Source organism: Falsiroseomonas oleicola (assembly GCF_019029495.1).
Lineage (GTDB): Bacteria > Pseudomonadota > Alphaproteobacteria > Acetobacterales > Acetobacteraceae > Falsiroseomonas > Falsiroseomonas oleicola.
In genome coordinates this window covers 430,770-455,984 of the sequence record NZ_JAERQM010000003.1, presented here as the reverse complement: position 1 = coordinate 455,984, position 25,215 = coordinate 430,770, and the positions used below count along the sequence as shown (strand labels likewise).

Here is a 25,215-nt window from a genome sequence, read left to right as displayed (position 1 = left end):
GGTGCGGGGCGCCAGCGTGAACATCCTACGCCAGGGATATGAAGGCGAGGTTGCAACGCCACATGCCGCGCATTGTTGCATCACGCATCCCGCGCCCAGGCGACACGGTCGAGATAGGTTTGCAGGAAGCTGCGCACGCGCGGTTCCGCCTGGGCGGCGAACAGCTCCGCCGGCGGGGCTGCCTGCACCACCACGCCGTGGTCGAGGAAGACCACGCGGGTCGAAAGCCGGGCGATGAAGCCCATCTCGTGGCTGACCACCAGCATGGTGGTGCCGGCGGCGGCCAGGTCGCGGATCACGTCCAGCACCTCCGTCGTCAGCTCCGGGTCCAGGGCGGCGGTGGGCTCGTCGAACAGCAACACGCGCGGTTCCATCGCCAGCGTGCGCGCGATGGCGACGCGCTGCTGCTGGCCGCCGGACAGCGCCGCCGGCTTGCGCCCGCCAAGCGCCGCCAGCCCGACGCGGGCCAGCGCGGCTTCCGCCTTCTCGGCGGCGGCGGCGGCCGGCATCTTGCGGACCAGCCGCAGCGCCAGCGCCACGTTTTCCCGCGCGGTCAGATGCGGCCAGAGGTTGAAATGCTGGAAGACCATGCCGACCGCGCCATCCCCGGGCTGGGTGCGGCGGCCCTCCACCATCACCTCCCCGCCCGAGACCGCATCCAGCCCGGCGATGCAGCGGAGCAGGGAGGATTTGCCGGAGCCGCTGGGGCCGATCACGCCGATCGCCTCCCCGGGCATCACATCCAGGTCGATGCGGCGCAGGATCTCCACATCGCCGACGCGCCGTTCCAGCGCGCGGACCGACAGAATGGGCGCCGTCATGCCGCCAACGCCCGGGCGATACGGCGTTCGGTGTGGCGGGAGGCCCAGGCCGTGGCCTCGACCAGCGCCCAATAGACCAACGCCAGCACCAGCGTGGTCTCGGCGAAGGCGAAGGTGGCGGAGCCCACGCCCTGCACCCGGAAGGTGAGTTCCGGCACGGTGATGATGGACAGGATGGCGGTTTCCTTGATGAGGATGACGGCCAGATTGGCCAGCGAGGGCAGCACCGCCAGCGCCATCATCGGCAGCATGATGCGCAGCACCGCCTGGTGGCGCGGAATGCCCAGCATGCGCGCCGCCTCCAACTGCCCCGGCGGCACCGAGAGGAAGCCGGCGCGGAAAACCTCGCTGAAATAGGCCGCGCCATAGACGGACAGCGCGACCCAGCCGGCCATGATCGGCGACAGGTCGATGCCGATGAAGGGGCCGCCGAAATAGAGAAGAAAACATTGCACCAGGAAGGGCACGCCGCGCACCGCCTCCACCGCCATGGCCAGTGGCCAGGACAAGGCGAGCGGCGCGAAGAAGCGGATGGCGGCGACCAGGAAGCCTAGCACCAGGCCAGTTGCGACGCCGGCCCCCCAGATGGCGATGGTCAGCGGCAGGCCGCGCGCCGCGGCCAGGAAGCTGTCGGCCAGCGCCGCCATCATGCGCGCTGAGCCCCGCCGCGCCCTTGCGCAAGGAATGTCAGGGTCAGGTTGATCACCAGATAGATGGCGCCGCAGAGCGCATAGGCCGGCAGCGGCTCGAAGGTGCTCGACGCCAGCGCCTGGGCGCTGCGCGTCAGTTCCAGGATGCCGACGACCGAAATCAGGGAGGAGGCCTTCACGATCAGGATCGCCTCGCTGATCAGCGCCGGGCGCATCGCCTGGGCGGAGATCGGCAGGCGGATGCGCAGCAGGGTCTGCAGGGGCGTCAGCCCCAGCAGCCGCGCGGCTTCCAGCCCGCCCTTCGGCACCAAAGCGAAGCCGCCGCGGATGATCTCCGCCATATAGGCCGCGCAGCACAGGCTGAGCGTGCCGACCGCGGCGACGATGGCCGGCAGGTCCACGCCCAGGAAAGGCAGCGCGTAATAGGCCAGCAGAAGCTGGATCAGCAGCGGCACGCCGCGGAAGAAGCTGACATAGAGATTGGCCCAGACCCGCCCCGCCGAGCAGGCCACCGCGATCGGCACGCCGAGGGCGAAGCCGATGGCGACCGCGACGGCGGAGATCCAGATGGTCGCCGCCGTCGCTTCCAGCATCGAGGGCAGGGCCTCGGCCAGGAACTCCAAGGTCTGCCCTTTCCGCGATCAGGCGTTGGCTTCGACGACGCGGGCCGGCACCTCGAAGGACTGGCCGAACCACTTGGTCTGCAAGGCGGCCAGCCGGCCGTCGCCGCGCATCGCGTCGATCACCGCATCCACCGCGTCCAGCAGCGGCGCCGTCTCGGCATCCTTGCGGCCGAGATAGCCGAAATAGACCTTGGCGCCGAAGGGCGGGCTGACCACGGCGAAGACGCGGCGCTGCTGCGCGACATAGGCGATGTTCGGCAGCGAATTCGCGACCGCGACGATGCGGCCGGCTGCGAGGTCGGCATAGGTCTCGCTGAAGGACTGGTATTCGCGGATCTGCACGTTCAGCGACTTGTCGCGGATGAAGTTCTGCAGCTGGGTCAGCTGCGCGGTGGCCTGGGCGCAGCCGACCGTCTTGCCGTTGATATCCTCCGGCTTCGCGATGCTGGCATCGCTGCTGCGCTTCAGCAGGGCGACGGTGGCATCGGCCACCGGGGCGGTGAAGCGGTAGCGCTCCATGCGGGCCTTGGTGATGGTGGCGGGGCCGGCGACCAGGTCGAAGCGGCCGGCCTCCAGCCCGGGCAGGACGCCGGGCCAGGGCAGGTCCTGGAAGCGGATGCGGACATTCAGCGCCTTGCCGACCTCGGCGAAAAGCTCGGAGTTCATGCCGACCTGGCGGCCACCCTCGGTGAAGTCGAAGGGCGCGAAGTGCAGCTCCGTCGCGATCAGCAATTCGCCGGCGCGCTGGGCCTTTTCCAGATTGTTGGCGCTGGCGCTGCGGGCGGCCAGCAAGGCGGGGGCGGCCAGGGCGGCGGCGGCGAGCGCCGTGCGCCGCGAGATCAGCAGCTTCGTCATCATGCTCTCCTCGGCCTTGACGGCCTGCGTGAATCCATCCGGCCGGGCCGGCACTTCCCCGTCTGGCCACGCTCCCAAGCTGAACCCCGACCATGAGCCGGGCACGCGAAGGTTGACATGACAGGTCATGACCGTAGGCTTGGCCATCCCGGCAATCAAGCCCGGATCGATCGGACCATTGCACCATGCCCGATGGCCTCCTCCAACACGGACTTCCGGTGATCGACATCGCGGATTGCGCCGAGGGCGGCGATCTGCACAAAGTTGCGGCAGCCATCCGGGCGGCCTGCACAGGTCCTGGCTTCTTCTATGTCCGGAACCACGGCGTGCCGGCCGAGGTGATCGCCGGCGCGGTGGAAGCCAGCCGCCGCTTCTTCCACCTGCCGCCGGAAGTGAAGGCGGAAACGCGCGCCAATCTGGTGCATCGCGGCTGGCACCGGGCCGGCGGCGCGGTGATGGAAGGCGCCACCAAGCCCGACCTGAAGGAATTCTTCTCGATCGGCCTGGACCTGCCGGAGGACCACCCGGTGGTGCTGGCGGGTGAGAAGCTGCGCGGGCCGAACCAGTGGCCGGCGGCGGTGCCCGAACTGCGCCCGGCGATGGAGGCCTATTTTGCCGCGGTCGGCGCCTGCGGTGCGCGGCTGCTGCGCGCCGTCGCGATCAGCCTGGACCTGCCGGCGGATTTCTTCGCGCCCAGCTACACCCTGCCTCTGCAGCGTACCCAGGCCATCTTCTACCCGCCCCAGGCGCCCGACGACCTGGATGGTTTCGGCGTCGCCCCACACACGGATTTCGGCTGCATCACGCTGCTCTGGCAGGATGACAGCGGCGGGCTGGAGGTGAAGGAACGCCAGTCCGGCGCCTGGATCCCGGCGCCGCCTTTGCCGGGCACGCTGGTGGTGAATGTGGGCGACCTGCTCGGCCGCTGGTCGAATGACCGCTTCGCCAGCACGCCGCATCGCGTGGTCAACCGCTCGGGCCATGAGCGCATGTCGATCGCCACCTTCTACGACCCGAATTTCGACGCGGCGATCGACCCGCGCGCGCTCGGCGCCACCCAGCCGGTCTATGAGCCCACCACCTGCGGCGCGCATATCCTCGGCCGCTTCGCCCAGGCCTTCGCCTATCGCAAGACGGCATGAACCAGTGGACGGCGGCCATGCCGCTCTACGCCGTGGTGAAGGCGCATGTCATGGCGCATATCCGCGACGGAAGCTGGCCGCCGGGCACGCGCATCCCGTCCGAGAATGCGCTGGGACCGGAACTCGGCGTCTCCCGCATCACCATCAACCGCGCCTTCGCGGAGCTGGCGCGGGATGGGGTGCTGCACAAGGTGGCGGGCGTCGGCACCTTCGTGGCGCGCCCGAAGCCGCGCTTCGGCCTGGTGACCATCGAGGACATCGCGGAGGAGATCGCCGCGCGCGGCATGGCCTGGTCCTGCCAGGTGCTGAAGCTGGCGAACGACCCGCTTCCCGCGGAAGCCGCCGCCGCGCTCAGCCTGCCGCGCGGCCAGGCGGTGCCGCACAGCGCCATCCTGCATCATGGCGACGGCGCGCCGATCCAGCAGGAATCGCGATGGCTGCGGCCGGGCTATTCGGCGGGCTATCTGGAGCAGGATTTCACCCAGGGCACGACCTTCGCGCATCTGGTGCGGACCGGACAGGCGGATGAGATGGAGCAGGCGATCACCGCCATCCTGCCGGATGCGGCGCTGGCAAGGCTGCTGGACGTGCCGCGCACGCAGCCCTGCCTGGTGATCCGCCGCACCACCTTCACGCAGGGGGTGGCGATGACCTTTTCGCGGCTGGTGCAGCCGGCGGATCGGTTCGAGATTGCCGGGCGGGCAGCGCTGGCACCGCTGTAGCCGCGGGGCTTCGCCGCAGCGCCAGGGCCAGCACATGTCCCGGCGTCGGCTGCCATTGCAGCACGCGCCAGGGCACCGTGCCGCCGGGCGCGAAGGCCAGGCGCGGCGGGTCCAGGGTGAAGGCGAAGCGGTCGAGCCCGGCCGAAATCCCCTCCCCGGTCGCCTTCACATAGGCCTCCTTCAGCGTCCAGAGCCGCAGGAAGGCTTCGTGGCGCTGTTCCGGCGGCAGCGCGGCGAGCAGCGCGGCCTCCTGCGGTGCGAAGTAGCGTTCGGCGAGGCCAGGGCTGGCGGGGGGCCGGGCGAGGTCCTCCACATCCAGGCCGATATCGTCGGTCAGGGTGACGGCGCAGGCGACCAGGCCGCGGGTATGGGACAGGCTGAAGCGCAGGCCATTCGGCGGATCAGGCTCCGGCCGCCCCTGCGGGCCGCGCGCGAAACGCCAGGCGGCGGCGGGCAGGCCGCCGGCCTGTTCCAGCATGGCGCGTGCCAGGGCATGGGCGGCGACATAGGCGCGGCGATCGACCTCCGCCCGGAAGCTGGCCGCGCGGGCCTGCTCCCCGGCATCCAGCGTGGCGTGCCAGGCGGCGAGCGTCGTGGCATCCGCCGTCTCCGGCATCAGCCAGCGCAGCCGCACCGCGCCACGGCGCATCAGGCGCCGGTCCAGACCAGCCCACGGCCACGCCCGGCCTCGACCAGGGATTGCGTGAAGGACTGGGCGTAGGAACTGGCGCAGGCGAGGCGAAAACCCCCCGCCACGCGCCAGACCAGCAGCGGCACATGGGCGGCCAGGGTCGCCGCGGCGGCGCCTTCCGGGAAGGTGCGCGGATGCAGGTCGATGGGCAGCAGCGTCGCCAGCAGTTCCGCCGCGCCATCGCCGGTCAGTTCCAGGATGCAGCGGGCGCCGTGCAACTCCGTGCGGTGGGAGGGCGGGACCAGCGGTTCCTCGCCGAGCCAGAGCCAGACGCCGGGCGCCGTCCAGATCGCCGTGCCGCCGGGCAGCGCCGCCCAGCCGGGGCGGTCCGGCAGGCCGGGCAGCAGATCGTTCGGGCCGTGCAGCGCCACCTGCCCGAGGCCGCGCACTTCGCGCAGGACGGCCGAGAAATCACCCACGGCTGCGCTGCCCTTCGGGATCGATGAAGACGGGGGACACCACCTCCGCCTCCGCATCGCCGCCGCGCAGCGGGTCGTAGACGCGGATGCGGGTGCCGATCCGCGCCTGACCGCCGGAGAGCAGGCCGAGGCCGATCATCCCGCCCAGATGCGGCGACCAGCAGGCGGCGGTGACATGGCCGAGGTCGTTTTCCGTCGTCGCGGCGGCGCCCGGTTCCAGCAGATGCGCGCCCGTGCGCAGCGTCGCCGCGCCGCGCAGACCGACCAGGACGGGCCGTGACGGATCGACCAGCGCGGGCCGCTGCGCCATGACGCGGCCGATGAAATCCTTGCGGCGGGACAGCATGCGTCCGAGGCCGAGATCGCCCGCCGTGGTCTGCCCGTTCAGCTCGCCGCCGCCGGCATGGCCCTTCTCGATGCGCAGCACGCCCAAGGCCTCCGTCCCATAGGGCGTGGCGCCGGCCGCCAGCAGGAGGTCCGCCAGCACCGGCGCATGATCCGGCGCCACGCCGATCTCATAGCCGAGTTCGCCGGAGAAGGAGAGGCGGTAGAGCCGCGCCGCGATGCCGCCCACCAGGCTTGCCGACATGCACGACATGTGCGGGAAGGCCGTGTTGGAGACATCGGTTTCCGTGACCAGCCCCGCCAGCACATCACGCGCGCGGGGGCCGGCCAAGGCGATCTGCGCCCAGGCGTCCGTCACGGAAAGCATCACCAGGCGCAGCTCGGGCCGCAGCACCTGATGGACATATTCCAGATGCTGCAACACGCGCGCCGCATTCGCCGTGGTGGTGGTCAACAGGAAGCGATCCTGTTCGAGCCTTGCGCAGGTGCCGTCATCGAAGACAAAGCCATCCTCGCGCAGCATGATGCCGTAGCGGATGCGGCCGGGCTTCAGGCTGGCGATGTCATTGGCATAGGCAAGGTCGAGCAGCGCGGCGGCATCCGGCCCCACCACCTCGATCTTTCCGAGCGTCGACACATCGCAGAAGCCGGCATCGGCGCGCACGGCCTGCGCCTCGCGATCCACGCTGTCGCGCCATCCGGCCTCGCCGGGGCGGGCGTACCATTGCGCGCGCAGCCAGGGGCCGGTCTCGACGAAGCTGGCGCCATGGCGCGCGGCCCAGTCATGCAGCGGCGTGCGGCGCGTCGGGCGAAAATCGCGGCCGGTCTGGTGGCCCGCCAGGGCACCGATGGTCACGGGGGTATAGGGCGGGCGGAACAGGGTGGTGCCGGTTTCGGCGATGCCGCGCCCAGTCGCCACCGCCAGGATGGCGAGCCCCACGACATTGGCGGTGCGGCCCTGATCGGTCGCCATGCCGAGGGTGGTGTAGCGCTTGGCATGTTCGACGCTGCGATAACCCTCGCGCGCGGCGAGCTCGATATCGGCGGCGGTGACATCGTGCTGGAAATCGACAAAGGCCTTGGTACGGCCCGGCACATGGAACAGCGGGCGCAGCGCCGAAGGCTCGTCCTGCGCCTGCGGCAGGTCGAGCGGCGGGGCGGCATGCCCCGTCTCCTCCGCCGCCTGGCGCCCGGCGGCGGCGCCATCGGCGAGGCAGGCGGCGAGCGTCATTCTGCCCATGGCAGCGCCCGCGACGATCATGCCGGGCGGGGCCGTGTCGGGCAGGAAGGCGTGCAGGGTTTCGTCCCAGCGTGGTCGCGCGCCGTGATGGCCGGCGAGATGCAATGTGGGATTCCAGCCGCCGGCCACGGCCAGCAGGTCGGCGGCGATGGTCTCGCCGTTGGCGAGCCGCACGTCCGACAGGCCAAGTCGCCCGCCGGTGCCGGCCACGCGCGCGCCGAACACATGGCGCGCCTGCGCCGCGCTGGCGGCGACGGCGGGCGCGACGCCATCCCGCGCCTCCACCACCGTCACCTGCGCCCCGGCCGCCAGCAGATCGGCGGCGCTGCGCCAGCCATCGTCGCCACTGGTGAAAACCACGGCGCGACGACCCGGCAGAACGGCGTAGCGGTTGACATAGCCACGCGCGGCGGCGGCGGACATCACGCCGGGGCGGTCATTGCCCGAAAAGGCGATGGGCCGTTCCAGCGCGCCGGCGGCCAGCACCGCGCGCTTCGCGACGATGGTCCAGCCACGCTGGCGCGGCTGGCCGGGGGCGGTTTCGGGCAAATGGTCCGACAGGCGCTGCACGGCGCCATAGCTGCCCTGGTCGAAGACGCCGAAGACGGTGGTGCGCGGCAGCAAGGTGACATCGGGCATGGCGCCGAGTTCCGCCCAGATGCGCGCCGCCCAATCGGCCGCGGGGCCACCGTCGATCTCCTGCCGTTCCGCCAGCAGCCGGCCGCCCGGCGCGAAATCCTCATCCGCCACAATCACCCGCGCGCCGCCCCGGGCCGCGGCCAAAGCGGCGGCGAGGCCGGTGGGGCCGGCGCCGATCACCAGCACGTCGCAATGGGCGTGCATGCGTTCGTAATGGTCGGGGTCCGGCGCCGTGGCGGCGCGGCCGAGGCCGGCGGCGCGGCGGATCAGCGGTTCATAGACCTTCTCCCAGAAGGCGGCGGGCCACATGAAGGTCTTGTAGTAGAAGCCCGCCGAGAGCAGCGGCCCGAACAGCCCGTTCACCGCGCGCAGGTCGAAACGCAGCGACGGCCAGCGGTTCTGGCTTTGCGCCCGCAACCCCTCGAACAGTTCCGCCGTGGTGGCGCGCGTGTTCGGTTCCTGCCTTGCGCCGCCGCGCAACTCCACAAGCGCGTTCGGCTCCTCAACGCCAAAACCCCAGATGCCGCGCGGCCGGTGGTATTTGAAGGAGCGCCCCACAAGCCGCACGCCATTCGCCAACAGCGCGGAAGCCAGCGTGTCGCCCGGATGGCCGGTGAGGTCGCGACCGTCGAAGCTGAAGCGCAGCGATTCGCTGCGGTCGATCCGCCCGCCGGTGGCGAGGCGCGTCATGGCCGGCAGGCCTCGGCGCCGAGCACGGCGTGATTGCGGGTGTTGCGCGTCACGCGCAGCCATTGCCGGCAGCCGTGGATGTGCTGCCACAGCTCCGCATGCGTACCCGCCGGATTATCGCGCAGGTGCAGATAATCGTGCCAGGCCGCGAAGGGCGCTCCGGCGTCCGGACGTGGCGGCGGCGCGCTTCCATTGGTCAAAAACTCGGAAGAGTCGCGTTCACCGCAGAAGGGGCATGGAATGCGCATCAGTGCAGATTCGCCTGAGCGCCGGCGCCCTTCTCATCGATCACCTGGCCACGCGCAAAACGGTCCAGCCGGAAGGCGGCGTTCAGCGCATGCGGCTGGCCCGTGGCGATGGTATGGGCAAAGCACCAGCCCGAAGCCGGCGTCGCCTTGAAGCCGCCATAGCACCAGCCGCAATTCAGGAAGAGACCCTCGATCGGCGTGCGGTCGATGATCGGCGATCCATCCATCGACATGTCCATGATGCCGCCCCATTGGCGCAGATAGCGCAGCCGCGACATGGCCGGGAAAAGCTGCACGGCGCATTCCATCACGTCATGCACCACCGGCAGATTGCCGCGCTGGGCGTAGGAGTTGTAGCCGTCGATATCGCCACCAAAAACCAGCCCGCCCTTGTCGGACTGGCTGACATACAAATGGCCGGCGCCATAGGTGACGACCGTGTCGATCATCGGCTTCACCGCCTCCGACACGAAGGCCTGAAGCACATGGCTTTCGATGGGCAGGCGCAGCCCCGCCATGGCCGCAACGCGGGAGGTATTGCCGGCGACGGCGAGGCCGACGCGCTTCGCGGCGATGAAGCCGCGCGCGGTCTCCACCCCCGTGACACGCCCGGCCTCGACGCGGATGCCGGTGACTTCGGTGTTCTGCAACAGGTCCACGCCGCGCTGATCCGCGGCGCGGGCATAGCCCCAGGCGACGGCATCATGCCGCGCCGTGCCCCCGCGCCGTTGCAGCAGCCCGCCCTTCACGGGGAAGCGCGCGGTATCCATGTTCAGCCCCGGCACCATGGCGCGGACCTGCGCCGCATCCAGCAATTCCGCATCCACGCCTGCCAGCCGCATGGCATTGCCGCGCCGCGCATAGGCGTCGCGCTGGCTGTCGCTGTGGAACAGGTTCAGCACGCCGCGCTGGCTGACCATGGCGTTGTAGTTCAGGTCCTGCTCCAGCCCTTCCCACAGCTTCATCGAATGCTCGTAGAAGGGCGTGTTGCCGGGCAGCAGGTAGTTGGAGCGGATGATGGTCGTGTTGCGGCCGACATTGCCGGAACCGAGATAGCCCTTCTCCAGCACCGCCACATCGGTGATGCCGTGCAGCTTCGCCAGGTAATGCGCGGTGGCCAGCCCGTGCCCGCCGCCGCCGACGATGAGCGTGTCATAGCCGGCCTTCGGCGCGGGATCGCGCCAGGCGGGGGTCCAGGACCGGTTGCCGGTCAGGGCATGGCGCAGCAGGGCCAGGGCGGAATAGCGCATGCCCGGCAGCGTGGCAGGCGGGCCAATGAACACTTGTCCTGAAGCGCCATTGAATTGCCTTACAGCGGCGCTATTCACCCTCCGCCAGCAGCGCCGCGTCGCCGCCAGCGGCGGCGGTGTTCACCGTCACCACCCTCTCCTGCATGAAGCGCGGCAGGTAATGCGGCCCGCCCGCCTTGGGGCCGGTGCCGGACAGGCCCTGGCCGCCAAAGGGCTGGCTGCCGACCACGGCGCCGACCATGTTGCGGTTCACATAGACATTGCCCGCCGGCACCGCCGCTGCCACCCGCGCCGCGAACCCCGCGCGCCGGCTCTGCACGCCGAGCGTCAGGCCATAGCCGGTGCCGGCAAGCGCGCGCAGCAGCGCCGCTTCCTCCGCCCCCCGCCAGCGCACCACATGCAGCACGGGGCCGAAGACCTCCTGGGTCAGATCCTCCACCCGCCGCAATTCGACGATGCGGGGCGCGAGGAAATTCCCGGTCTCCTCCGCCGGATGCCGGAACGTCTCGCGCGCGCCGGGCGGCAGATTCGCCAGCCATTCCGCGATGCGCGCCTTGGCCGCCGCGTCGATCAGCGGCCCGACATGCGTCGCCGGATCGCGCGGATCGCCCAGCTTCAATTCGCGCGCCGCGCCCGCGATCATCGCCAGCATCCCATCCGCCGCTTCCGCCTGCACACACAACAACCGCAGCGCGGAGCAGCGCTGGCCGGCGGAGCGAAAGGCGCTGGTCAGCACATCGTCGGTGACCTGTTCCGGCAAGGCCGTCGCATCCACCACCATGGCGTTCAGCCCGCCGGTTTCCGCGATGAAGGGGATGATCGGCCCCTCCTTCGCGGCCAGCACCCGGTTGATGCCGCGCGCCGTCGCGGTGCTGCCGGTGAAGGCGATGCCGGCAATGGCGGGATGCGCCACCAGCGCCGCGCCCACCTCCGGCCCACCCGGCACCAGTTCCAGCACGCCGTCCGGCAGCCCGGCCGCCCGCAGCGCCTGCGCGGCGAGGCCGGCGATGCGCGGCGTCTGCGGCGCCGGCTTGGCCACCACCGCATTGCCGGCGACCAGCGCCGCCGTGACCTGGCCGAGGAAGATCGCCAGCGGGAAATTCCAGGGCGAGATGCACAGGAACACACCGCGCCCGGACAGGCTCAGCAGATTGCTCTCCCCCACCGGGCCGGGCAGCGCCGTGGGCGTGCCGAGGCGTTCCGCCGCATCCGCGTAGTAGCGGCAGAAATCGACGGCCTCCCGCAGCTCGGACAGGGCGTCGTCGAGCGTGCGAAACCCTTCCTCCTGAATCGCCGCGATGAATTTTCCGGAATTCGCCTCCAGGCCGTCTGCTGCCTTGCGCAGAACCGCCGCGCGTTGCGCGACGGGCATCGCGTTCCAGGCGGGGAATGCGGCCTGGGCGCGCGCCACGGCGGCGGCTGGGTCCTGCGCCGGCACCTGCGGCAAGCTTGGCGCCGCATCGCGCGCGGCGATCAGCGCGGCAAGCGCGCGGCGGTCGCCGAATTCCACGCCGCGGCTGTTCGGCCGATCCCCGAACAGGGCCGCCGGGCGTTTCACCCGCGGATGGCGCGGCGGCCCTTCGGCCAAGGCCACGGAAGGATGCCGCAGCAGCCGCTCGAACGACACAGACTCGTCCGCCACGGCGGCGACAAAGCCGCCATTCGCGCCATTCTCCAGCAGGCGCCGCACCAGATAGGCCAGCAGATCCTCATGCACGCCGACCGGCGCATAGATGCGCAGCGCCACATCCGGCCGCTTCTCCGCGAGTTTTCCGTACAGCGCACCGCCCATGCCATGCAGCCGCTGGAATTCGAATTTTTCCGGGTTCACGCCCTTGGCCTCCGCCAGCGCCAGCGCCTCCGCGATGCTCGCCGCATTATGGGTGGCCAACTGCGGAAAAATGCGGCCCTGCTTGGCCACATCCAGAAGCGCGGCGGCATGGGTCAGCCAGGCCAAGTCGGTCGCCGCCTTGCGGGTCCAGACCGGGAAATCGTCCAGTCCGCGTTCCTGCGTGCGCTTGATCTCCGCATCCCAATAGGCGCCCTTCACCAGCCGCACCATCAGCCGCCGCCCGGTCGCCGCGGACCGGTCCGCCAGCCAGGACACCACCGCCCCGGCGCGTTTCTGATAGGCCTGGACCGCCAGTCCGAGCCCTTCCCAGCCCGACAGGCTCGGCTCCGTCAGCAGCCGGTCGAACAGCTCCAGCGACAGCTCCAGCCGATCCGCCTCCTCCGCATCCAGGGTCAGGTTCAGGTCATGGGCGCGCGCCGCCTGGGCCAGGCCGATCAGGGCGGGCAGCAGCTCCGCCATCACCCGGTCGCGGGACACCGCCTCATAGCGCGGATGAATGGCGGACAGCTTCACGGACAGGCCGGGCCGGGCCGGCAGGCTGCCCTGGGCGGCGCGGCCGATGGCCTCGCAGGCGGCGTGATAGGCGCCGAGGTATTTGCGGGCATCCGCCGCCGTGCGCGCACCCTCCCCCAGCATGTCGTAGGAGTGACGGATGTTCGGTGGGGCCTTGGCGGCGCGGGCCAGCGCCGCCTGGATGGTCTCGCCGAGCACGAACTGCCCGCCCATCAGCCGCACAGCCTGCCGCGCCGCATTGCGCACCGTCGGCACGCCGAGCCGCTTGACCATGGGCGCCAGCACGCCACCTGGCGTCTCCCCCCGACCGACCAGCCGCGCCCCCATGGCCAGCGCCCAGCCGGAGGCGGCGCTGGCGAAACCTTCGGCGTGGTGGCGCCAATCGCCCTCCGCCAGTTTTTCCGCGATCAGCGCATCCGCCGTCGCATCGTCCGGCACGCGCAGCAGCGCCTCCGCCAGCGCCATCAGCGCCAGGCCTTCGCGCGTCGAAAGCGGCCAGCCGCGCAGGATTTCCTCGACGGCCAGGGGGCCGCCGCCCTCCCGCGCCGCCTGGGCGAGGTCCAGCGCCAAGGGCGCGGCGGAGGGTTGCGGAGCGGGGGCGGCGGCCAGCAGCGCGGCGCGCGCGGCTTCCTCGGAGGGGGCGTAGGGGGCTTCGAACATGCGCGCAGCATGCCGGGGGCTTGGCCGTGGATGGAGCGGTATTTTTGCCGTATCAGCCGTCGGATCAACGGCGGAACCGACCATGGACCAGGATATCGACAGGATCGACCGCCGCCTGCTGGCGCTGCTGCAACGGGAAGGCCGGGCGACGGTGGCGGAACTCGCGGCGCGCATCGGCCTGTCGCCCTCCGCCGCCTCCGAACGGCTGCGGCGGCTGCAGGCGCAGGGCGTCATCACCGGCTGGGGGGCGCGGCTGGATGCGGCGCGGATCGGGCTGGGCCTGCTGGTCTTCGTCGAGATCAGCCTGGACCACACGACCCCCGATGCCTTCGACCGCTTCGCCACGGCGGTAAAGCGCGTGCCGGAGGTGCTGGAATGCCACATGGTGGCCGGCGGCTTCGACTATCTGGTGAAGGCGCGGGTCGGGGACATGGCGGCCTATCGCCGCTTCCTGGGCGATGTGCTGCTCAGCCTGCCCGGCGTCAAATCCAGCCACACCTACGCCGTCATCGAGGAAGTGATCGCCGAGGCGCCGCTGCCGGTGTGAGATGGGGGCGATGGGACTCGGAGTCGGATGATGTCGGATATGCAGGCGATGGGGCGTTTCGCGGTGGTGCGGATGCTGGCCAAGGGCTGGTGGCTGTTCCTGCTGCGGGGTGTGGCGGGCATCCTGTTCGGGCTGGTGGCGCTGCTGATGCCGGGCATCGGGCTGGCCTTCATCCTCGGCTTCCTGGCGGCCTTCCTGGCGATCGACGGCATATCCTCCATCAGCCAGGCGGTGCGGGGTGGTGGCGGGCCGGAACAGTCGAAGACCTGGCTGTGGATCGATGGCGTCGCCTCGCTCGCCGCGGCGGTGGCGCTACTGCTGCTGCCGGCGGTCTCGGCCGTGTTCCTGGTGGTGATGGTGGGCGCCTGGTCGATCGTGGTGGGCGTGATCCGGCTGGTGCTGGCCTTCCGCAGCGGCAGCGTGCTGCTGGGCGCGCTGGGTGCGCTCGCCGTGCTGGTCGGCGCCTGGATGATCGTCTCGCCCGGGCCGGGGCTGCTGGCGCTGATCTGGCTGGTGGCCCTGCAGGCGATCATCGCCGGCGGGCTGTTCCTGGCGCTGGGCTGGCGGCTGCGGCGGGTGGCGAACGACCCGCATGCGGCGGATGTGGCGGGGTGAGGCGACTCAGGCGCCCAGAAGAAAATCGACGATCATGGCGCGGCCGGCGGCATACATGCCGATGCCGGTCTGCGTGCCACAGCCCAGGGCGCGAGCGGCGCGCAGCAGCGGCGTGATTTCGGGGCTGGTGATGACATCGCCCACGAACATCGCCGGCGTCAGGCGGTCGGCCTGCAGCGGCAGGGCGTCGCCCGGCTGCATCCCGGCGGGCGTGGCCTGGGCGATGATGTCGAAGCCCGAGGGATCGTCGCTGCCGGTGGCGAGCCGGGCCGGATGGCGCCCGGCCAGGCGCGCCAGCAGCCGGTCGCGCCGCGCCATGTCCTGGTCGTGGATCGCGAGTTCCGCCACCCCGGCCTCCAGCAGCGCCAGCGCGATCGCCGTGCCGGCCCCGCCCGCGCCCACCAGCAGCACGCGCTGACCGCTCGGCTCGCAGCCGGCAGCGCGGAGGCCGGCGACGAAGGCCGCGCCATCGGTCATGTCGCCATGCCAGCGCCCCTGCGCGTCGCGCCGCAGGACATTGACGGACTCCAGAAAGCCCGCGCGCTCCGTCGTGGTGGCGCAGTGCCGGAAGGCGGCGAATTTATGCGGCACCGTCGCCACGATGCCGTGGAGGTTGCGGGCCTTCGACGCGCCACGGATGTAGTCGTCGACCTCCGCCGCCGTCACATGCGCCGGCACCAGCACCGCATCCTGGCCGCGCGCCACGAAATCCCGGGTGATGGCGCCGGGCGACTGCACCTGCGCGATCGGGTCGCCGATGATGACGAAAACGCGCGTGGCACCGCTGAGGTTTTCCAGCATCGGTCGTTCCCTAGGTCGCCAACTCCACCAGCACCGGCACATGGTCCGAAGGCCCGGCCCAGCCGCGCGCATCCTTCAGCACGGTCATGCCGCGCAGTCCCCCGGCGAGATCCGGAGAAACCCAGACATGGTCCAGCCGCCGCCCGCGATCCGCCGCGCGCCAATCCGCGGCGCGATAGGACCACCACGTGTACAGCTTCTGGTCCGCCGGCACGAAGTGGCGCAGCGCATCGTGCCAGGCGCCCGCCTTCATCATGGCAGTCAGCGCGGTGGTCTCGAGCGGGGTGTGGGAGACGATTTTCAGAAGCTGCTTGTGCGACCAGACATCGTGTTCCAGCGGCGCGATGTTCAGGTCGCCGACCAGCACCGCCCGCTTGAAGCCGCCGGCGGCCGCGCGGGATGCGGACCAGGCCGTGGCCTCCGCGACGAAGTCCAGCTTATGGGCGAATTTCACATTGAGGTCGCGGTCGGGGATGTCGCCGCCGGCCGGGATATAGAAATCGTGCAGTTCCACCGGGCCGCCAGGGGCGTCCAGTTCCACCGCGATATGCCGGCAGTCGCCCTTGGCGCACCAGTCGGGGTCCACGCCGTCCCGCCGCATGAAGGGCAGTTTCGAAAGAATGGCGACGCCGTTGTAGCCCTTCATGCCGCGCACCGCGCGATGTTCGAAGCCGAGCGCGGCCACGCCCTCATGCGGGAAGAATTCGTCGGGGCACTTGGTTTCCTGAAGGCAGATCACGTCCGGCGCCAGCGCGGCGACGAGATCGGCCAGCAGCGGCAGGCGCAGCCGGATGGAATTGATGTTCCAGGTGACGATGCGGAGGGTCATGTGGCCCGGCCTGGAAGCCCTCTCCCCCCCGACGGGGGGAGAGGGCTTTCTCACATCAAACGATCTTGACGGTGACCGTGCCGACGCCCTCGACCATGCCTTCCAGCAGGTCGCCCTTGACCACGGCAGCGACGCCTTCCGGCGTGCCGGTCATGATGAGGTCGCCCGGTTCCAGCCGCACCAGGCCGGAGAGGTTGGCGATGACTTCCGGCACCGACCAGATCAGCTTGGACAGGTCGGAGGTCTGCGTGACCTTGCCGTTCACCTTCAGCTCGATCTTGCCCTTGGAGGGGTCGAAATCGCCGGCCGGCACCAGCAGGCCCATCGGGGCGGACTTGTCGAAACCCTTGCCCATGTCCCAGGGGCGGCCGGTCTTCTTGGCCTCGTTCTGCAGGTCGCGGCGCGTCATGTCCAGGCCGCAGCAATAGCCCCAGACATGCTTGAGGGCATCAGCCTGGCTGATATCGGCGCCGCCGGTGCCGATGGCGACCACCAGCTCCATCTCATGGTGCAGCGACTTGCTGGCGGGCGGATAGGGCATATCGGCGTCGTTGACGACGACGGCATCGGCCGGCTTGGTGAAGTAGAAGGGCGGCTCCCGCGTCGGGTCGCTGCCCATCTCGATGGCATGCTCGGCGTAGTTGCGGCCGACGCAGAAGATGCGGCGGACCGGGAAGGACCCACCGCCCTTGACGGGGATGGAGGCCTGGGCGGGCGGCGGAATGACGTAATCGGCCATGCGGAGTGGATCCTTCGAGCACGCGATGCGCCGGACCATACCCCCCTGTCATGGCGCCGCAAAGCCGGGGGGGGCCTCAGGCCAGGCCGACCCGCCACATGAAATGCCGGCTCTCGCCTGCCCCCAGCATCTCGATCCCCGGCTTGGTCCAGAGATCGCCATGGAACTGCGCCGGATCGGCGAAGCCGGCCCAGGGCTCGATGCACAGGAACTCCGCCCCCGGCAGCATCCACAGCCCGAGATGGCCAAAACCCTGCCAGGTGATCTCCAGCCCGGTGGCGCCGGCGGCGGCGTAGCGCAGGCGGCGGCTGGCCAGGTTCAGCAGGATCATGGCGGAGGGGCGGAACAGATCCTCCCGCAGGCCGAGGTTGCGGCCATGCACGGGCAGCGGCTGCGGCGTGGCGTCGATCAGCCCTTCCCCATCCAGCCGCCAGACCGGGCCGGCTTCCGTCTGCTCGAACTCGATGCGATGCGCCGGCTTGCTGCCCGCGCCCGGCAGCGGCCAGCGGAAGGCCGGATGCGCGCCGAGGGAGAAGGGCAGCGTGCCCTCCCCCGGATTATGCACCGTGTAGCTGACGGTGACCGAGGCGCCGTGCAGCGCGTAGCCGATCTCCAGCCGGAAGGGGAAGGGATAGACGGCGCGGGTCGCCGCGCTGTCGGCCAGCAGGAAGCGGCAGGCGCTGGCGCTTTGCTCCACCAGTTCGAAGCGGCTGTCGCGGGCGAAGCCGTGCTGGCCCATGGGGAAGGACTCGGCGCCGACATGCAGCGTGTCGTTGCGCAGCTTGCCGACGATGGGGAACAGCACCGGGGAATGGCGCTTCCATTCCGGCCCGGCCTGCCAGAGGTATTCCTGGCCCGCGGCATTTTTCAGGCTGGCGAGCTCCGCGCCCTCCGCCTTCACCTCGATGCTCAACTGTTCGGAGGTCAGGCGCACGCGGTCGCTCATGCCAGCCGCTCCGCATCGCGGCGCTGGTCATGGGCGCGGGCATGCAGATGCGCCAGTTCCAGCAGCGCCGCCGGCAGCCCGGCCACCTGTGCCTCGGCGGCGAGATAACCGAAAATATGGTCCGCCTCGGTCCGCCCGCCGGCCTCCAGGTCCCGCAGCATGGAGGCGGTGTAGGCGCTGGCGGGGTCGGCGAACATGGCGCGGTAGCCGTCCATGAAGGCCGGGGTCATCACATGGCCCTTCGCGGCGGCGATGGCGGCATTGCCCTCCAGCAATTGCAGCAGGAAGGGGGCGCCGCCGGCGCGGACAATCTCGCCGACGCTGGCGCGCATCAGCACGGTGCCGGCAGCGACGGTGCCGAGATGCACCAGCTTCTCCCACATCCGCCGCTGGATGTCGGGCACCGCCTGGGCGACCAGGCCCGGCCTCTCGCCCAGCGCGGTGGCCAGGGCGGCGGCGCGGCCATCCATGCGGCCGTCCTGCTCGCCGAAGGTCAGCCAGTGCCAATCGCCCAGATGCTGCACCACGCCATCCGGCCGCAGCGTCGCCGCGCATTTCGCCAGCCCGCCCCAGACGCGGTCAGGGCCGAAGGCGGCGTTCAGACGGTCCAGATGCGCCATGCCGTTCAGGATCGGCAGCACCGCCGCGCCGGCCTGCACCGCCGGGGCGATGGCCGCGATGGCGCTGTCCAGGTCATAGGCCTTGCAGGACAGCAGCACGACATCGAAGCCCGGCCCGGCCTGCTGGGTCGTGGTCACGGGCCGGTCGATGTCGCCATGGGTGCTGCGCACCCGCAGCCCGTCCTGCGCCAGCACCGCCGCGCGGCCCGGCCGGACCAGGAAGGTGACGTCCAGCCCGCGTTCCAGCGCACGCCCACCGAAATAGCCACCGAGCGCCCCGGCCCCCAGCACCAGCATCCGCATGGCCGATTGATCTCCCCTTGTCAGAGACCGTTTGAGAATGCCGGTGGCTGAGGTCCGGCAGGTGATTTTTCGTCCCTGCCAGGCGCCGTATGCGGCCGATGCTGGTTGCATCGGCCGCATACGGGAACGCCGCAGGGGCGGAAAAGCACCGCAGGACCGACCCGCCGGTGTTCTCAAACGGTCTCGCAGCCAGCCATCGACGCAAGTCGCGGCGCTGTCCAGATCGAGCGCGCAAAAAACACCGCCGCCGCGCGGATGCGCGACGGCGGCGACGCCTGCGATGTGCCGGGAGGGGAATTCAGCGCATCGCGGCGATGTCGAGGATCTCGCCATCCGGCAGGCCGGTGACGGCACCCATGGCGGTCAGGCCGCCATTCTCCAGATTGATGGAATGCAGCGTATTGCCGGCCAGGACGAAGCCCATATTGCCGCCCGTGCCATTCGACAGGATGTCGAAGCCGACCTGCACCGGCAGGGTCATGCCCAGCATGCCCTTCACCTGCTGCACGCCGTCATTCGGCGGCGCCTGAAGGTTGTAGCTGCCGAGCAGCGTGTCGATCGTATAGAGCGTGGTGGTCGGCGCGCCGGGCTGGCCCGCGGCCGGCGCACCGGCGGGCGGCGCCACGCTGTTGGTATAGGCCCCGGCGGTGACGCGCGGCGTGGTGCCGGCCTGCGCCGAACCATCCTGGTATTTGAGCTGGCCGTCGCGCACCACTTCGCCGGTCTCGACATTCACCCGGAAATTCACGCCGCTCATGCCCATCAGGCGCAGGCGGTTGGCTGCCGGGTTGAAGTCCACCACGGCGCGGCCACCGCTCTCGAAGGGCATGTTGAGGCGGGAGACCTGGGTGGCGCGGCCGCTCATCGGGTCGATGGTCACGATCTGGCCGGCATCGGTCACGCCATAGAGCATGCCGTTCTGCGGCCGCTGGTCTATGCCGAGCAGGCGGCCCTCGGCGCCGGTCACGCGCACCGGCGCGCTGGCCTGGCGGGTGTCACTGTCGATGCGGACCAGGCGGTTGTCGGCGGTCAGGCCGATCAGCGTCGCGGCCTCGGCAGCGACGGCACCGCCGGTCAGAAGGGCGGCGGCGGCAAGGGCTGTGCGAAGGGTCGGTGACATTGATTCGTCTCTCCGTATGCTGCGAGGCCTTGGCGGCCCCGATGCAGGCGTTACGGAGGGCGGGCGCGGCTGGATGCAGCCGGCCGCGAAAAGAATCAGCTTCCGGTGGCGGGCGCCAGGCGGCCGATGAACAGGATCGGCCCGGTCGGGCGGCCGGTGGGCGAACCGCCCGGCGGTTCCACCGTGATCTCGATCAGCATGCCCGGGCTCGGCTGGATCACCTGCGGGGCGACGCTGATGCGCCCCTCGGCCGGGATCAGGCCCAGCGAGGTCGGCGCGGTGGCGCCCTGCGGCAGCGCCCAGAGCTGCAGCGCCCGGCCTTCCGGCGCCGGGCGCGGGTTGAGCGAGGCGAGGCGCAGCCCGCCCTGGTCGGCCTCCACCAGCCAGGCCGGTTGGTCGCGATCGGTCAGCAGCACGGTCATCATGCGCGGCGCGGGTTCCGGCCGCAGCAGGATGAAGGCGGCGAGGGTCGCCGCCACGGCGGTGCCGCCGATGGCGCCGATCCGCCAAGGGTCGAGCAGCCCGGCCAGCCAGGATTTCGGCTTTACAACCGGCTTCGGATCCAGCGCCGCGGCGATGCGGTCCCACAGCCCGGGCGGCGGGGCCTCGGGCGGGGCGAGCATGGTCAGCGGCGCCAGCCGCGCCTCCCACATCGCCACGGCCTCGGCCAAAGCGGCATCGCCCGGCAGCGCGGCGGCGACCGCCCGGGCCTCCCGCGCCTCCAGCGTGCCGAGCACATATTCGGCGGCGAGGGCGTCGCGTTCCTCGGGGGTGAGGCTGGCGAGGTTCATGCCAGGCACTCCCGCAGGCGCAACAGGCCGCGCCGGATCCAGGCCTTGACCGTGCCCAGCGGCAGTTCCAGCCGCGCCGCGATCTGCGCATGGCTCAGCCCGTGCACGAAGGCCAGCACGATGCCGCGCCGGTTGCGCTCCTCCAGCGTCGCCAGGCACTGGCGCAGGCGGCGGCCCTCGGCGCTGCTTTCCACCCGGTCCAGCGCCTCCGCCGGCACCGGCTGGTCGCCCAAGGCGGGGTCGTCGGTGGGGATTTCGCGGCCACGGGACCGGGCCAGGTCCAGCGCGGCGTAGCGGACGATGGCGGCGAGCCAGGCCTCCGGCGTGCCACGCTCCGGGTCGAACTGGCCGGCGCGCCCGGCGATGCGCAGGAAGGCGTCCTGCATCGCATCGGCGGCCGCATCCCGGTCGCGCAGAATGGCATTGGCCACGCCGAACAGGCGCGTCGCCTGCCGCTCATAGATCGCCCGCAAAGCGGTACGATCGCCGCCGGCGACGGCGGAAAGCAGCGGGGCGAGGTCCGTTTCGGCGTCCATTGGCCGGCAGATGGCCACGCCCAGGCGCCACAGGCAACCCACTTTGGGAAGCTTGGCTCCGGGAAGGCGGGGCGGCGATCAGGGCGCCGGGCGGACGGAAGCCGCCAGCGTCTCCTCATCCATCCGCGCGGTGAAGCTGACCCGCCGGGCATTCACCGCCCAGACCGCGGAAAGCGTCACGATCGGAATGATCGCATGCTCCTCCATGATCGTGCCGATGCCGCGTTCCAGGATGGCGCGGCGCTGGCCCTCCTCCATCGCCGCCAGGCTCTCCCGCGTCACGGCATCGATCGCGGGGTTGGAATAGCGCATGCGGTTGAAGGTGCCGAAGCGCGGATCGACACCGCGCGTGTGCAGCAGGGAAGCCAGCATATAGGTGGCATCGCCGGTCAGCGTGCCCCAGCCATTCATCGCCAGGCTGAAATCGCCGCGCGTGTAGTTGGTGAAATAGACCGAGGTCGGCAGCGCATTCACCTCCGCCGTGATGCCGATCTGCGCCAGGGACTGGCCGAGCGCGGCGCAGACCCGTGCATCGCCGGCAAAGCGGTCGTTCGTGCAATGCAGCTGCACCTTGAAGCCGCGCGGATAGCCGGCCTCCGCCAGCAGCCGGCGCGCCTCGGCCGGGTCGTAGCGCAGCGTCCGGGCATTGGGGGGTACGCCGAAGAAGCTGGCCGGCAGCGGCGTATTCGCCGGCTCCGCCAGGCCTTCCATGATGTTCCGCGCCATGCCCTGGCGGTTGATGGACAGCGACAGGGCACGGCGCACCCGCACATCGCGGAACGGGCTGACCGCGAAGGGCTTGCCTTCGTTGTCGGTCACCAGGGGCGACTGGTCGCGGCCATCCGGATGCAGCAGGAAGACGTAGATGGAGGGCGCCTGCACCACCGCCACCTGCGCATTCCGCGCGAGGGTCGAGACGGCGGAGGGCGGGACGTAGTTGATGACATCGACATCGCCCGCCAGCAAAGCGGAGACGCGGGCGCTGTCATTGCCGATCTCGCGGAAGGTCACGCGGCCATGGGCGGGACGCTCGCCCCAGTAGCCATCGAAGCGTTCCAGGACCAGGTCGCCACGCGGTTCCCACGAAACGTAGCGATAGGGGCCGGTGCCGACGGCCGCCGTCCCGGCGCGGAAGGTGGCATTGTCCGCCCCCTGCGCCGCGCGCGCCTGCACGATGAAGACGCGGTCCAGCTCCGCCACCAAAGTCGGTGCCGGGCCATGGGTGGTGAAGCGGACGGTGTGGTCGTCCACCACCTCGGCGGATTTGATGCTGCGCACATAGGCGGCGAGGCCACCGGTGCCGGCCACCACGGTCGGGATGCGTTCCACCGAGAACTTCACATCGGCCGCCGTGAAGGGCGTGCCGTCGTGCCAGCGCACATCGCGGCGCAGGGCGAATTCCCAGGTGGTCGTGTCGATGGAGCGCCAGGACAAAGCGAGGTTCGGCTGAAGCTCCATATCCGCGCTGCGGCGCACCAGCGCATCGAAGATGTTGCGCAGGGCGGAGGCGTGCTGCCCGGCGGAGGAGAAATGCGGGTCGATCGACAGCGGGCCGGAGCGCACGCCGATGGTCAGGTCCTGCGCCGAGGCCGAGGCGGCGCCGAATGCCAGCGCCATGCCGAGCAAGGCGCGGCGGGCCAGCCCGAGGCCGCGCCCCATGAAGCGTGCAACTTGCATGGCGGATGTCTCCCTGTTCGGTCGGGGAGCCTATCGGGCGCGCGGCGCGCGGCGCAATCGGTCAATATGCGGGCAGGCACGGAACATCGCCGCTGTTCTGCACGCCGTTCAGGCAAAGCGGCGACGGCATTGCCGAAAGCCGCGCCAGATGATGCAAGCAGGCCTTGCGCCGCCAAGCGCCAGCAATTGGCATGACATTTGCGACGCCCAAAAACATGAAGCGCTGGCCCCCTTGCCGCAATGCCGCTGCCGGACGCCCCAGGCGCCCGGGCCGGCCGCCGCGCGCGCATGGGCTGGCCCGCGCCCGCGGCCGGTGGCGACCAACGGCCTGACCCAGCGCCGTCGCGCCCCGTACCGGGTCGCGCGGCCGCCGCATTGCGCCCTGCCTGCCCCCTTCCCCATCGCGGAGACCCGCGTGACCACACCCCCTGTCCTGGCCACATCCCTGGCCGAGCTGGAGCGCCAATTGGCGCGGCAGATGGAATTGCTCGCCTATCCCGCCGCGCCCTGGGTGGCGTCGAAAGGCGCCGACATCCTGGACTGCGCCATCATCGGCAGCGGCATGTACGGCCTGGCCACCGCCGCCGCCCTGCGCCGCGAACAAGTGACGCGGATCGGCATCTTCGACGCCGCGCCGGTGGGGCGCGAGGGCCCCTGGGTGACCTTCGGCCGCATGGCCATGCTGCGGACGCCCAAGGACCTGACCGGCCCGGATGGCGGCCTGCCCGCCGCCAGCTTCCGGGCCTGGTGGGAGGCGCAGCACGGCGCCGAGGGCTGGGAAGCGATGTACCGCGTGCCGCGCACCGCCTGGATGGATTATCTCAACTGGCTCCGCCGGGTGATGGACCTGCCGGTGCGCAATCACCATCGGCTGGTGGCGATGGAGCCAGTGGAGGGTGGCACCCTGCTGGCGCTGCGTTTCGAGACGCCGGACGGGCCGCTGCTGTGCCACGCCCGCAGCGTGGTGATGGCCACCGGATCGGGCGGCAGCGGCGGCCATGTGATTCCGCCGGAGATCGCCGGCGCCCTGCCGGAAGGGCGCGTGCTGCATGCCAATGACATGCTGGACCCGGCGGGCTTCGCGGGCGAACGCGTCGGCGTGCTCGGCGCCGGCGCCACCGCCTTCGACGTCGCCATCACGGCGCTTCAGGCCGGCGCCGCCACCGCCACCATCTGCATCCGTCGCCCCGAAGTGCCGCGCGACAATCCGCGCCGCTGGATGGAAAGCGCCGGCTTCCTGGCGCATTACGTCGATCTGCCGGATGCCGTGAAATGGGCCTATGCGATGCGCCTGCGCCGCATCGGCCAGCCACCGCCGCAGCCCACCTTCGACACCGCCATCGCCCTGCCGGGCTTCCGCATCGCCACCGGCATGCCCTGGGATTCCGTGCGCTGGACCGGCAGCGAGATCGTGGTGGAAGGCAATGGCCGCCGCCAGGTCTTCGACCGGCTGGTGATCGCCACCGGCTTCCTCTCCGACATGTCGCTCTGTCCTGAATATGCGGCGCTGGTGCCGGAGATCGCGGTCTGGGGCGACCGCTTCACGCCGCCGGCCGATGCGGCGGAACCCCGCATGCTGCGCCAACCCTATCTCGACCGCCTCGGCGGGTTTCAGGAGAAGGTGGCGGGCGCGGCGCCCTGGGTCACCCGCGTCTTCAGCATCACCGGCGCCGCCTCGCTCAGCCTCGGCCCGGTCGCGGCCAGCGTCAGCGGCATGAAATACGCGCTGCCGCGCCTGGTGGAAGGCGTGAAGCGCCGGCTGTTCCTCGACCAGCAGGACAGCGACTGGGCGCATTTCCTGCACGGCGACCATGCCGAACTCGCCCCCTTCGACCTGCCGGAGACCGTCGCCGCATGAACACGATCCTGACCACCCCCGTCGACGCCACGCCGGAGACCATCGCCCCCTTCGGCACACTGGTGCTGCCGGGCGAGGACGGCACGCCCTTCGGCGCGCAGGACGCCACGCTGGACCTGACGCAGGGCACGCCGCGCTTCTACATCATGCGCCTGCCGCACCGGCCGCTGCTGATCCGCGGCATCACGCGGCATCTGCGCGTGACGCAGTGCCTGGCCTCCACCGATGGCGCCGACTGGTTCATCGGCCTTGCGCCGGCGGAGGTGCCGCTGACGGCGGAGGGCATCACCTGCTTCCGCATCCCCGGCGGCACCGCGCTGTGCCTGCATCGCGGCACCTGGCATGCCGGGCCCTTCTTCACCGCGACGCGCCAGGACTTCTTCAACCTTGAACTGTCGGACACCAACGAGACCGACCACGACACCGTGCGCATCGACACGCAATTCGGTGTCGCCCTCTCCATCGCCGCCTGA

At 70.8% G+C, this 25,215-nt stretch carries 25 protein-coding genes; 6 read left to right on the top strand and 19 right to left on the bottom strand.

From position 1 onward, the window contains the following. Positions 1 to 80 precede the first annotated feature (80 nt). The 4 genes from JJQ90_RS13020 to JJQ90_RS13005 are packed head-to-tail and all read right to left on the bottom strand — an operon-like array spanning position 81 to position 2,949. Positions 81 to 821: an amino acid ABC transporter ATP-binding protein gene (locus tag JJQ90_RS13020; protein ID WP_216876009.1), complete on the bottom strand. Its 741-nt coding sequence runs from the start codon at positions 819 to 821 to the stop codon at positions 81 to 83. Further along, on the bottom strand, positions 818 to 1,471 hold the full coding sequence (locus JJQ90_RS13015; RefSeq protein ID WP_230410612.1) for an amino acid ABC transporter permease: 654 nt from the start codon (positions 1,469 to 1,471) through the stop codon (positions 818 to 820). The genes JJQ90_RS13020 and JJQ90_RS13015 overlap by 4 nt, the downstream gene beginning before the upstream one ends. Further along, complete coding sequence (locus JJQ90_RS13010) at positions 1,468 to 2,094, bottom strand: amino acid ABC transporter permease (RefSeq protein ID WP_230410611.1); 627 nt, start codon at positions 2,092 to 2,094, stop codon at positions 1,468 to 1,470. Before JJQ90_RS13010 ends, JJQ90_RS13015 begins: the two co-directional genes overlap by 4 nt. Positions 2,095 to 2,112: 18 nt before the next feature. Further along, positions 2,113 to 2,949 carry a transporter substrate-binding domain-containing protein gene (locus tag JJQ90_RS13005; RefSeq protein ID WP_230410610.1) on the bottom strand — a complete coding sequence of 279 codons (837 nt, stop codon included), beginning with the start codon at positions 2,947 to 2,949 and terminating at the stop codon, positions 2,113 to 2,115. Between the two features lie 185 nt (positions 2,950 to 3,134). On the opposite strand from JJQ90_RS13005, the gene JJQ90_RS13000 reads away from it, so the two are divergent. Next, on the top strand, positions 3,135 to 4,091 hold the full coding sequence (locus JJQ90_RS13000; protein ID WP_216876007.1) for an isopenicillin N synthase family dioxygenase: 957 nt from the start codon (positions 3,135 to 3,137) through the stop codon (positions 4,089 to 4,091). Next, positions 4,088 to 4,813: a UTRA domain-containing protein gene (locus JJQ90_RS12995; protein WP_216876006.1), complete on the top strand. Its 726-nt coding sequence runs from the start codon at positions 4,088 to 4,090 to the stop codon at positions 4,811 to 4,813. The genes JJQ90_RS13000 and JJQ90_RS12995 overlap by 4 nt, the downstream gene beginning before the upstream one ends. Here JJQ90_RS12995 and JJQ90_RS12990 read toward each other — a convergent pair. The 6 genes from JJQ90_RS12990 to JJQ90_RS12965 form a co-directional block, all read right to left on the bottom strand. Next, positions 4,722 to 5,462, bottom strand: coding sequence for a 4'-phosphopantetheinyl transferase family protein (locus tag JJQ90_RS12990; protein ID WP_216876005.1), 741 nt, complete (start codon positions 5,460 to 5,462; stop codon positions 4,722 to 4,724). The genes JJQ90_RS12995 and JJQ90_RS12990 overlap by 92 nt on opposite strands. After that, positions 5,462 to 5,923 (bottom strand): aminomethyltransferase family protein, encoded by a 462-nt coding sequence (locus JJQ90_RS12985; RefSeq protein ID WP_216876003.1) that lies wholly within the window; start codon positions 5,921 to 5,923, stop codon positions 5,462 to 5,464. The genes JJQ90_RS12990 and JJQ90_RS12985 overlap by 1 nt, the downstream gene beginning before the upstream one ends. Next, a complete protein-coding gene (locus JJQ90_RS12980) occupies positions 5,916 to 8,837 on the bottom strand; it encodes a sarcosine oxidase subunit alpha family protein (protein WP_216876001.1) in 2,922 nt (973 codons plus the stop codon). The genes JJQ90_RS12985 and JJQ90_RS12980 overlap by 8 nt, the downstream gene beginning before the upstream one ends. Beyond that, positions 8,834 to 9,085 carry a sarcosine oxidase subunit delta gene (locus JJQ90_RS12975; RefSeq protein WP_216875999.1) on the bottom strand — a complete coding sequence of 84 codons (252 nt, stop codon included), beginning with the start codon at positions 9,083 to 9,085 and terminating at the stop codon, positions 8,834 to 8,836. The genes JJQ90_RS12980 and JJQ90_RS12975 overlap by 4 nt, the downstream gene beginning before the upstream one ends. Continuing rightward, positions 9,085 to 10,335 carry a sarcosine oxidase subunit beta family protein gene (locus tag JJQ90_RS12970; RefSeq protein ID WP_216875997.1) on the bottom strand — a complete coding sequence of 417 codons (1,251 nt, stop codon included), beginning with the start codon at positions 10,333 to 10,335 and terminating at the stop codon, positions 9,085 to 9,087. The genes JJQ90_RS12975 and JJQ90_RS12970 overlap by 1 nt, the downstream gene beginning before the upstream one ends. 70 nt (positions 10,336 to 10,405) lie before the next feature. After that, positions 10,406 to 13,360: an L-glutamate gamma-semialdehyde dehydrogenase gene (locus JJQ90_RS12965; RefSeq protein WP_216875995.1), complete on the bottom strand. Its 2,955-nt coding sequence runs from the start codon at positions 13,358 to 13,360 to the stop codon at positions 10,406 to 10,408. A gap of 82 nt (positions 13,361 to 13,442) precedes the next feature. Here JJQ90_RS12965 and JJQ90_RS12960 point away from each other — a divergent pair, with 82 nt between their 5' ends. Both JJQ90_RS12960 and JJQ90_RS12955 read left to right on the top strand, forming a co-directional pair. Further along, positions 13,443 to 13,907 (top strand): Lrp/AsnC ligand binding domain-containing protein, encoded by a 465-nt coding sequence (locus tag JJQ90_RS12960; RefSeq protein WP_216875993.1) that lies wholly within the window; start codon positions 13,443 to 13,445, stop codon positions 13,905 to 13,907. Positions 13,908 to 13,937: 30 nt separating this feature from the next. Then, positions 13,938 to 14,522 carry an HdeD family acid-resistance protein gene (locus JJQ90_RS12955; RefSeq protein ID WP_216875991.1) on the top strand — a complete coding sequence of 195 codons (585 nt, stop codon included), beginning with the start codon at positions 13,938 to 13,940 and terminating at the stop codon, positions 14,520 to 14,522. Positions 14,523 to 14,528: 6 nt separating this feature from the next. Here JJQ90_RS12955 and JJQ90_RS12950 read toward each other — a convergent pair whose 3' ends face one another. The 9 genes from JJQ90_RS12950 to JJQ90_RS12910 all read right to left on the bottom strand — a co-directional run bounded on the left by JJQ90_RS12950 (position 14,529) and on the right by JJQ90_RS12910 (position 22,884). Continuing rightward, entirely contained in the window at positions 14,529 to 15,323 is a 795-nt protein-coding gene (locus JJQ90_RS12950; protein WP_216875989.1) for a shikimate dehydrogenase family protein, read from the bottom strand. A 10-nt stretch (positions 15,324 to 15,333) separates the two neighbouring features. Continuing rightward, positions 15,334 to 16,152: an exodeoxyribonuclease III gene (locus JJQ90_RS12945; protein ID WP_216875987.1), complete on the bottom strand. Its 819-nt coding sequence runs from the start codon at positions 16,150 to 16,152 to the stop codon at positions 15,334 to 15,336. 55 nt (positions 16,153 to 16,207) lie between these two features. Further along, positions 16,208 to 16,891: a fumarylacetoacetate hydrolase family protein gene (locus JJQ90_RS12940; RefSeq protein ID WP_216875985.1), complete on the bottom strand. Its 684-nt coding sequence runs from the start codon at positions 16,889 to 16,891 to the stop codon at positions 16,208 to 16,210. A gap of 76 nt (positions 16,892 to 16,967) precedes the next feature. Beyond that, positions 16,968 to 17,837 (bottom strand): aldose 1-epimerase family protein, encoded by an 870-nt coding sequence (locus JJQ90_RS12935; RefSeq protein WP_216875983.1) that lies wholly within the window; start codon positions 17,835 to 17,837, stop codon positions 16,968 to 16,970. After that, complete coding sequence (locus JJQ90_RS12930) at positions 17,834 to 18,760, bottom strand: ketopantoate reductase family protein (RefSeq protein ID WP_216875981.1); 927 nt, start codon at positions 18,758 to 18,760, stop codon at positions 17,834 to 17,836. Before JJQ90_RS12930 ends, JJQ90_RS12935 begins: the two co-directional genes overlap by 4 nt. Before the next feature lie 298 nt (positions 18,761 to 19,058). Beyond that, positions 19,059 to 19,880 (bottom strand): DUF4394 domain-containing protein, encoded by an 822-nt coding sequence (locus JJQ90_RS12925; protein WP_216875979.1) that lies wholly within the window; start codon positions 19,878 to 19,880, stop codon positions 19,059 to 19,061. A 95-nt stretch (positions 19,881 to 19,975) separates the two neighbouring features. Further along, positions 19,976 to 20,671, bottom strand: coding sequence for an anti-sigma factor (locus JJQ90_RS12920; RefSeq protein WP_216875977.1), 696 nt, complete (start codon positions 20,669 to 20,671; stop codon positions 19,976 to 19,978). Next, positions 20,668 to 21,207: a sigma-70 family RNA polymerase sigma factor gene (locus JJQ90_RS12915; protein ID WP_216875975.1), complete on the bottom strand. Its 540-nt coding sequence runs from the start codon at positions 21,205 to 21,207 to the stop codon at positions 20,668 to 20,670. The genes JJQ90_RS12920 and JJQ90_RS12915 overlap by 4 nt, the downstream gene beginning before the upstream one ends. Positions 21,208 to 21,285: 78 nt before the next feature. After that, entirely contained in the window at positions 21,286 to 22,884 is a 1,599-nt protein-coding gene (locus JJQ90_RS12910; RefSeq protein ID WP_216875973.1) for an ABC transporter substrate-binding protein, read from the bottom strand. A gap of 415 nt (positions 22,885 to 23,299) precedes the next feature. Here JJQ90_RS12910 and JJQ90_RS12905 point away from each other — a divergent pair, with 415 nt between their 5' ends. Both JJQ90_RS12905 and JJQ90_RS12900 read left to right on the top strand, forming a co-directional pair. After that, complete coding sequence (locus JJQ90_RS12905; protein ID WP_216875971.1) at positions 23,300 to 24,742, top strand: FAD/NAD(P)-binding protein; 1,443 nt, start codon at positions 23,300 to 23,302, stop codon at positions 24,740 to 24,742. Further along, positions 24,739 to 25,215 (top strand): ureidoglycolate lyase, encoded by a 477-nt coding sequence (locus JJQ90_RS12900; RefSeq protein WP_216875968.1) that lies wholly within the window; start codon positions 24,739 to 24,741, stop codon positions 25,213 to 25,215. The genes JJQ90_RS12905 and JJQ90_RS12900 overlap by 4 nt, the downstream gene beginning before the upstream one ends.

What these genes read in the sequence shown, in the direction of transcription:
- JJQ90_RS12990 (WP_216876005.1), bottom strand. Translation starts at nt 5,462, where the DNA reads ATGCGCCGTGGCGCGGTGCGGCTGCGCTGGCTGATGCCGGAGACGGCG.
- JJQ90_RS12970 (WP_216875997.1), bottom strand. Translation starts at nt 10,335, where the DNA reads ATGCGCTATTCCGCCCTGGCCCTGCTGCGCCATGCCCTGACCGGCAAC.
- JJQ90_RS12945 (WP_216875987.1), bottom strand. Translation starts at nt 16,152, where the DNA reads ATGACCCTCCGCATCGTCACCTGGAACATCAATTCCATCCGGCTGCGC.
- JJQ90_RS12915 (WP_216875975.1), bottom strand. Translation starts at nt 21,207, where the DNA reads ATGGACGCCGAAACGGACCTCGCCCCGCTGCTTTCCGCCGTCGCCGGC.
- JJQ90_RS12975 (WP_216875999.1), bottom strand. Translation starts at nt 9,085, where the DNA reads ATGCGCATTCCATGCCCCTTCTGCGGTGAACGCGACTCTTCCGAGTTT.
- JJQ90_RS12920 (WP_216875977.1), bottom strand. Translation starts at nt 20,671, where the DNA reads ATGAACCTCGCCAGCCTCACCCCCGAGGAACGCGACGCCCTCGCCGCC.
- JJQ90_RS12910 (WP_216875973.1), bottom strand. Translation starts at nt 22,884, where the DNA reads ATGCAAGTTGCACGCTTCATGGGGCGCGGCCTCGGGCTGGCCCGCCGC.
- JJQ90_RS12995 (WP_216876006.1), top strand. Translation starts at nt 4,088, where the DNA reads ATGAACCAGTGGACGGCGGCCATGCCGCTCTACGCCGTGGTGAAGGCG.
- JJQ90_RS13015 (WP_230410612.1), bottom strand. Translation starts at nt 1,471, where the DNA reads ATGATGGCGGCGCTGGCCGACAGCTTCCTGGCCGCGGCGCGCGGCCTG.
- JJQ90_RS12925 (WP_216875979.1), bottom strand. Translation starts at nt 19,880, where the DNA reads ATGTCACCGACCCTTCGCACAGCCCTTGCCGCCGCCGCCCTTCTGACC.
- JJQ90_RS12900 (WP_216875968.1), top strand. Translation starts at nt 24,739, where the DNA reads ATGAACACGATCCTGACCACCCCCGTCGACGCCACGCCGGAGACCATC.
- JJQ90_RS12950 (WP_216875989.1), bottom strand. Translation starts at nt 15,323, where the DNA reads ATGCTGGAAAACCTCAGCGGTGCCACGCGCGTTTTCGTCATCATCGGC.
- JJQ90_RS12940 (WP_216875985.1), bottom strand. Translation starts at nt 16,891, where the DNA reads ATGGCCGATTACGTCATTCCGCCGCCCGCCCAGGCCTCCATCCCCGTC.
- JJQ90_RS13000 (WP_216876007.1), top strand. Translation starts at nt 3,135, where the DNA reads ATGCCCGATGGCCTCCTCCAACACGGACTTCCGGTGATCGACATCGCG.
- JJQ90_RS12955 (WP_216875991.1), top strand. Translation starts at nt 13,938, where the DNA reads ATGTCGGATATGCAGGCGATGGGGCGTTTCGCGGTGGTGCGGATGCTG.
- JJQ90_RS13020 (WP_216876009.1), bottom strand. Translation starts at nt 821, where the DNA reads ATGACGGCGCCCATTCTGTCGGTCCGCGCGCTGGAACGGCGCGTCGGC.
- JJQ90_RS12930 (WP_216875981.1), bottom strand. Translation starts at nt 18,760, where the DNA reads ATGCGGATGCTGGTGCTGGGGGCCGGGGCGCTCGGTGGCTATTTCGGT.
- JJQ90_RS12960 (WP_216875993.1), top strand. Translation starts at nt 13,443, where the DNA reads ATGGACCAGGATATCGACAGGATCGACCGCCGCCTGCTGGCGCTGCTG.
- JJQ90_RS12980 (WP_216876001.1), bottom strand. Translation starts at nt 8,837, where the DNA reads ATGACGCGCCTCGCCACCGGCGGGCGGATCGACCGCAGCGAATCGCTG.
- JJQ90_RS13005 (WP_230410610.1), bottom strand. Translation starts at nt 2,949, where the DNA reads ATGACGAAGCTGCTGATCTCGCGGCGCACGGCGCTCGCCGCCGCCGCC.
- JJQ90_RS12965 (WP_216875995.1), bottom strand. Translation starts at nt 13,360, where the DNA reads ATGTTCGAAGCCCCCTACGCCCCCTCCGAGGAAGCCGCGCGCGCCGCG.
- JJQ90_RS12935 (WP_216875983.1), bottom strand. Translation starts at nt 17,837, where the DNA reads ATGAGCGACCGCGTGCGCCTGACCTCCGAACAGTTGAGCATCGAGGTG.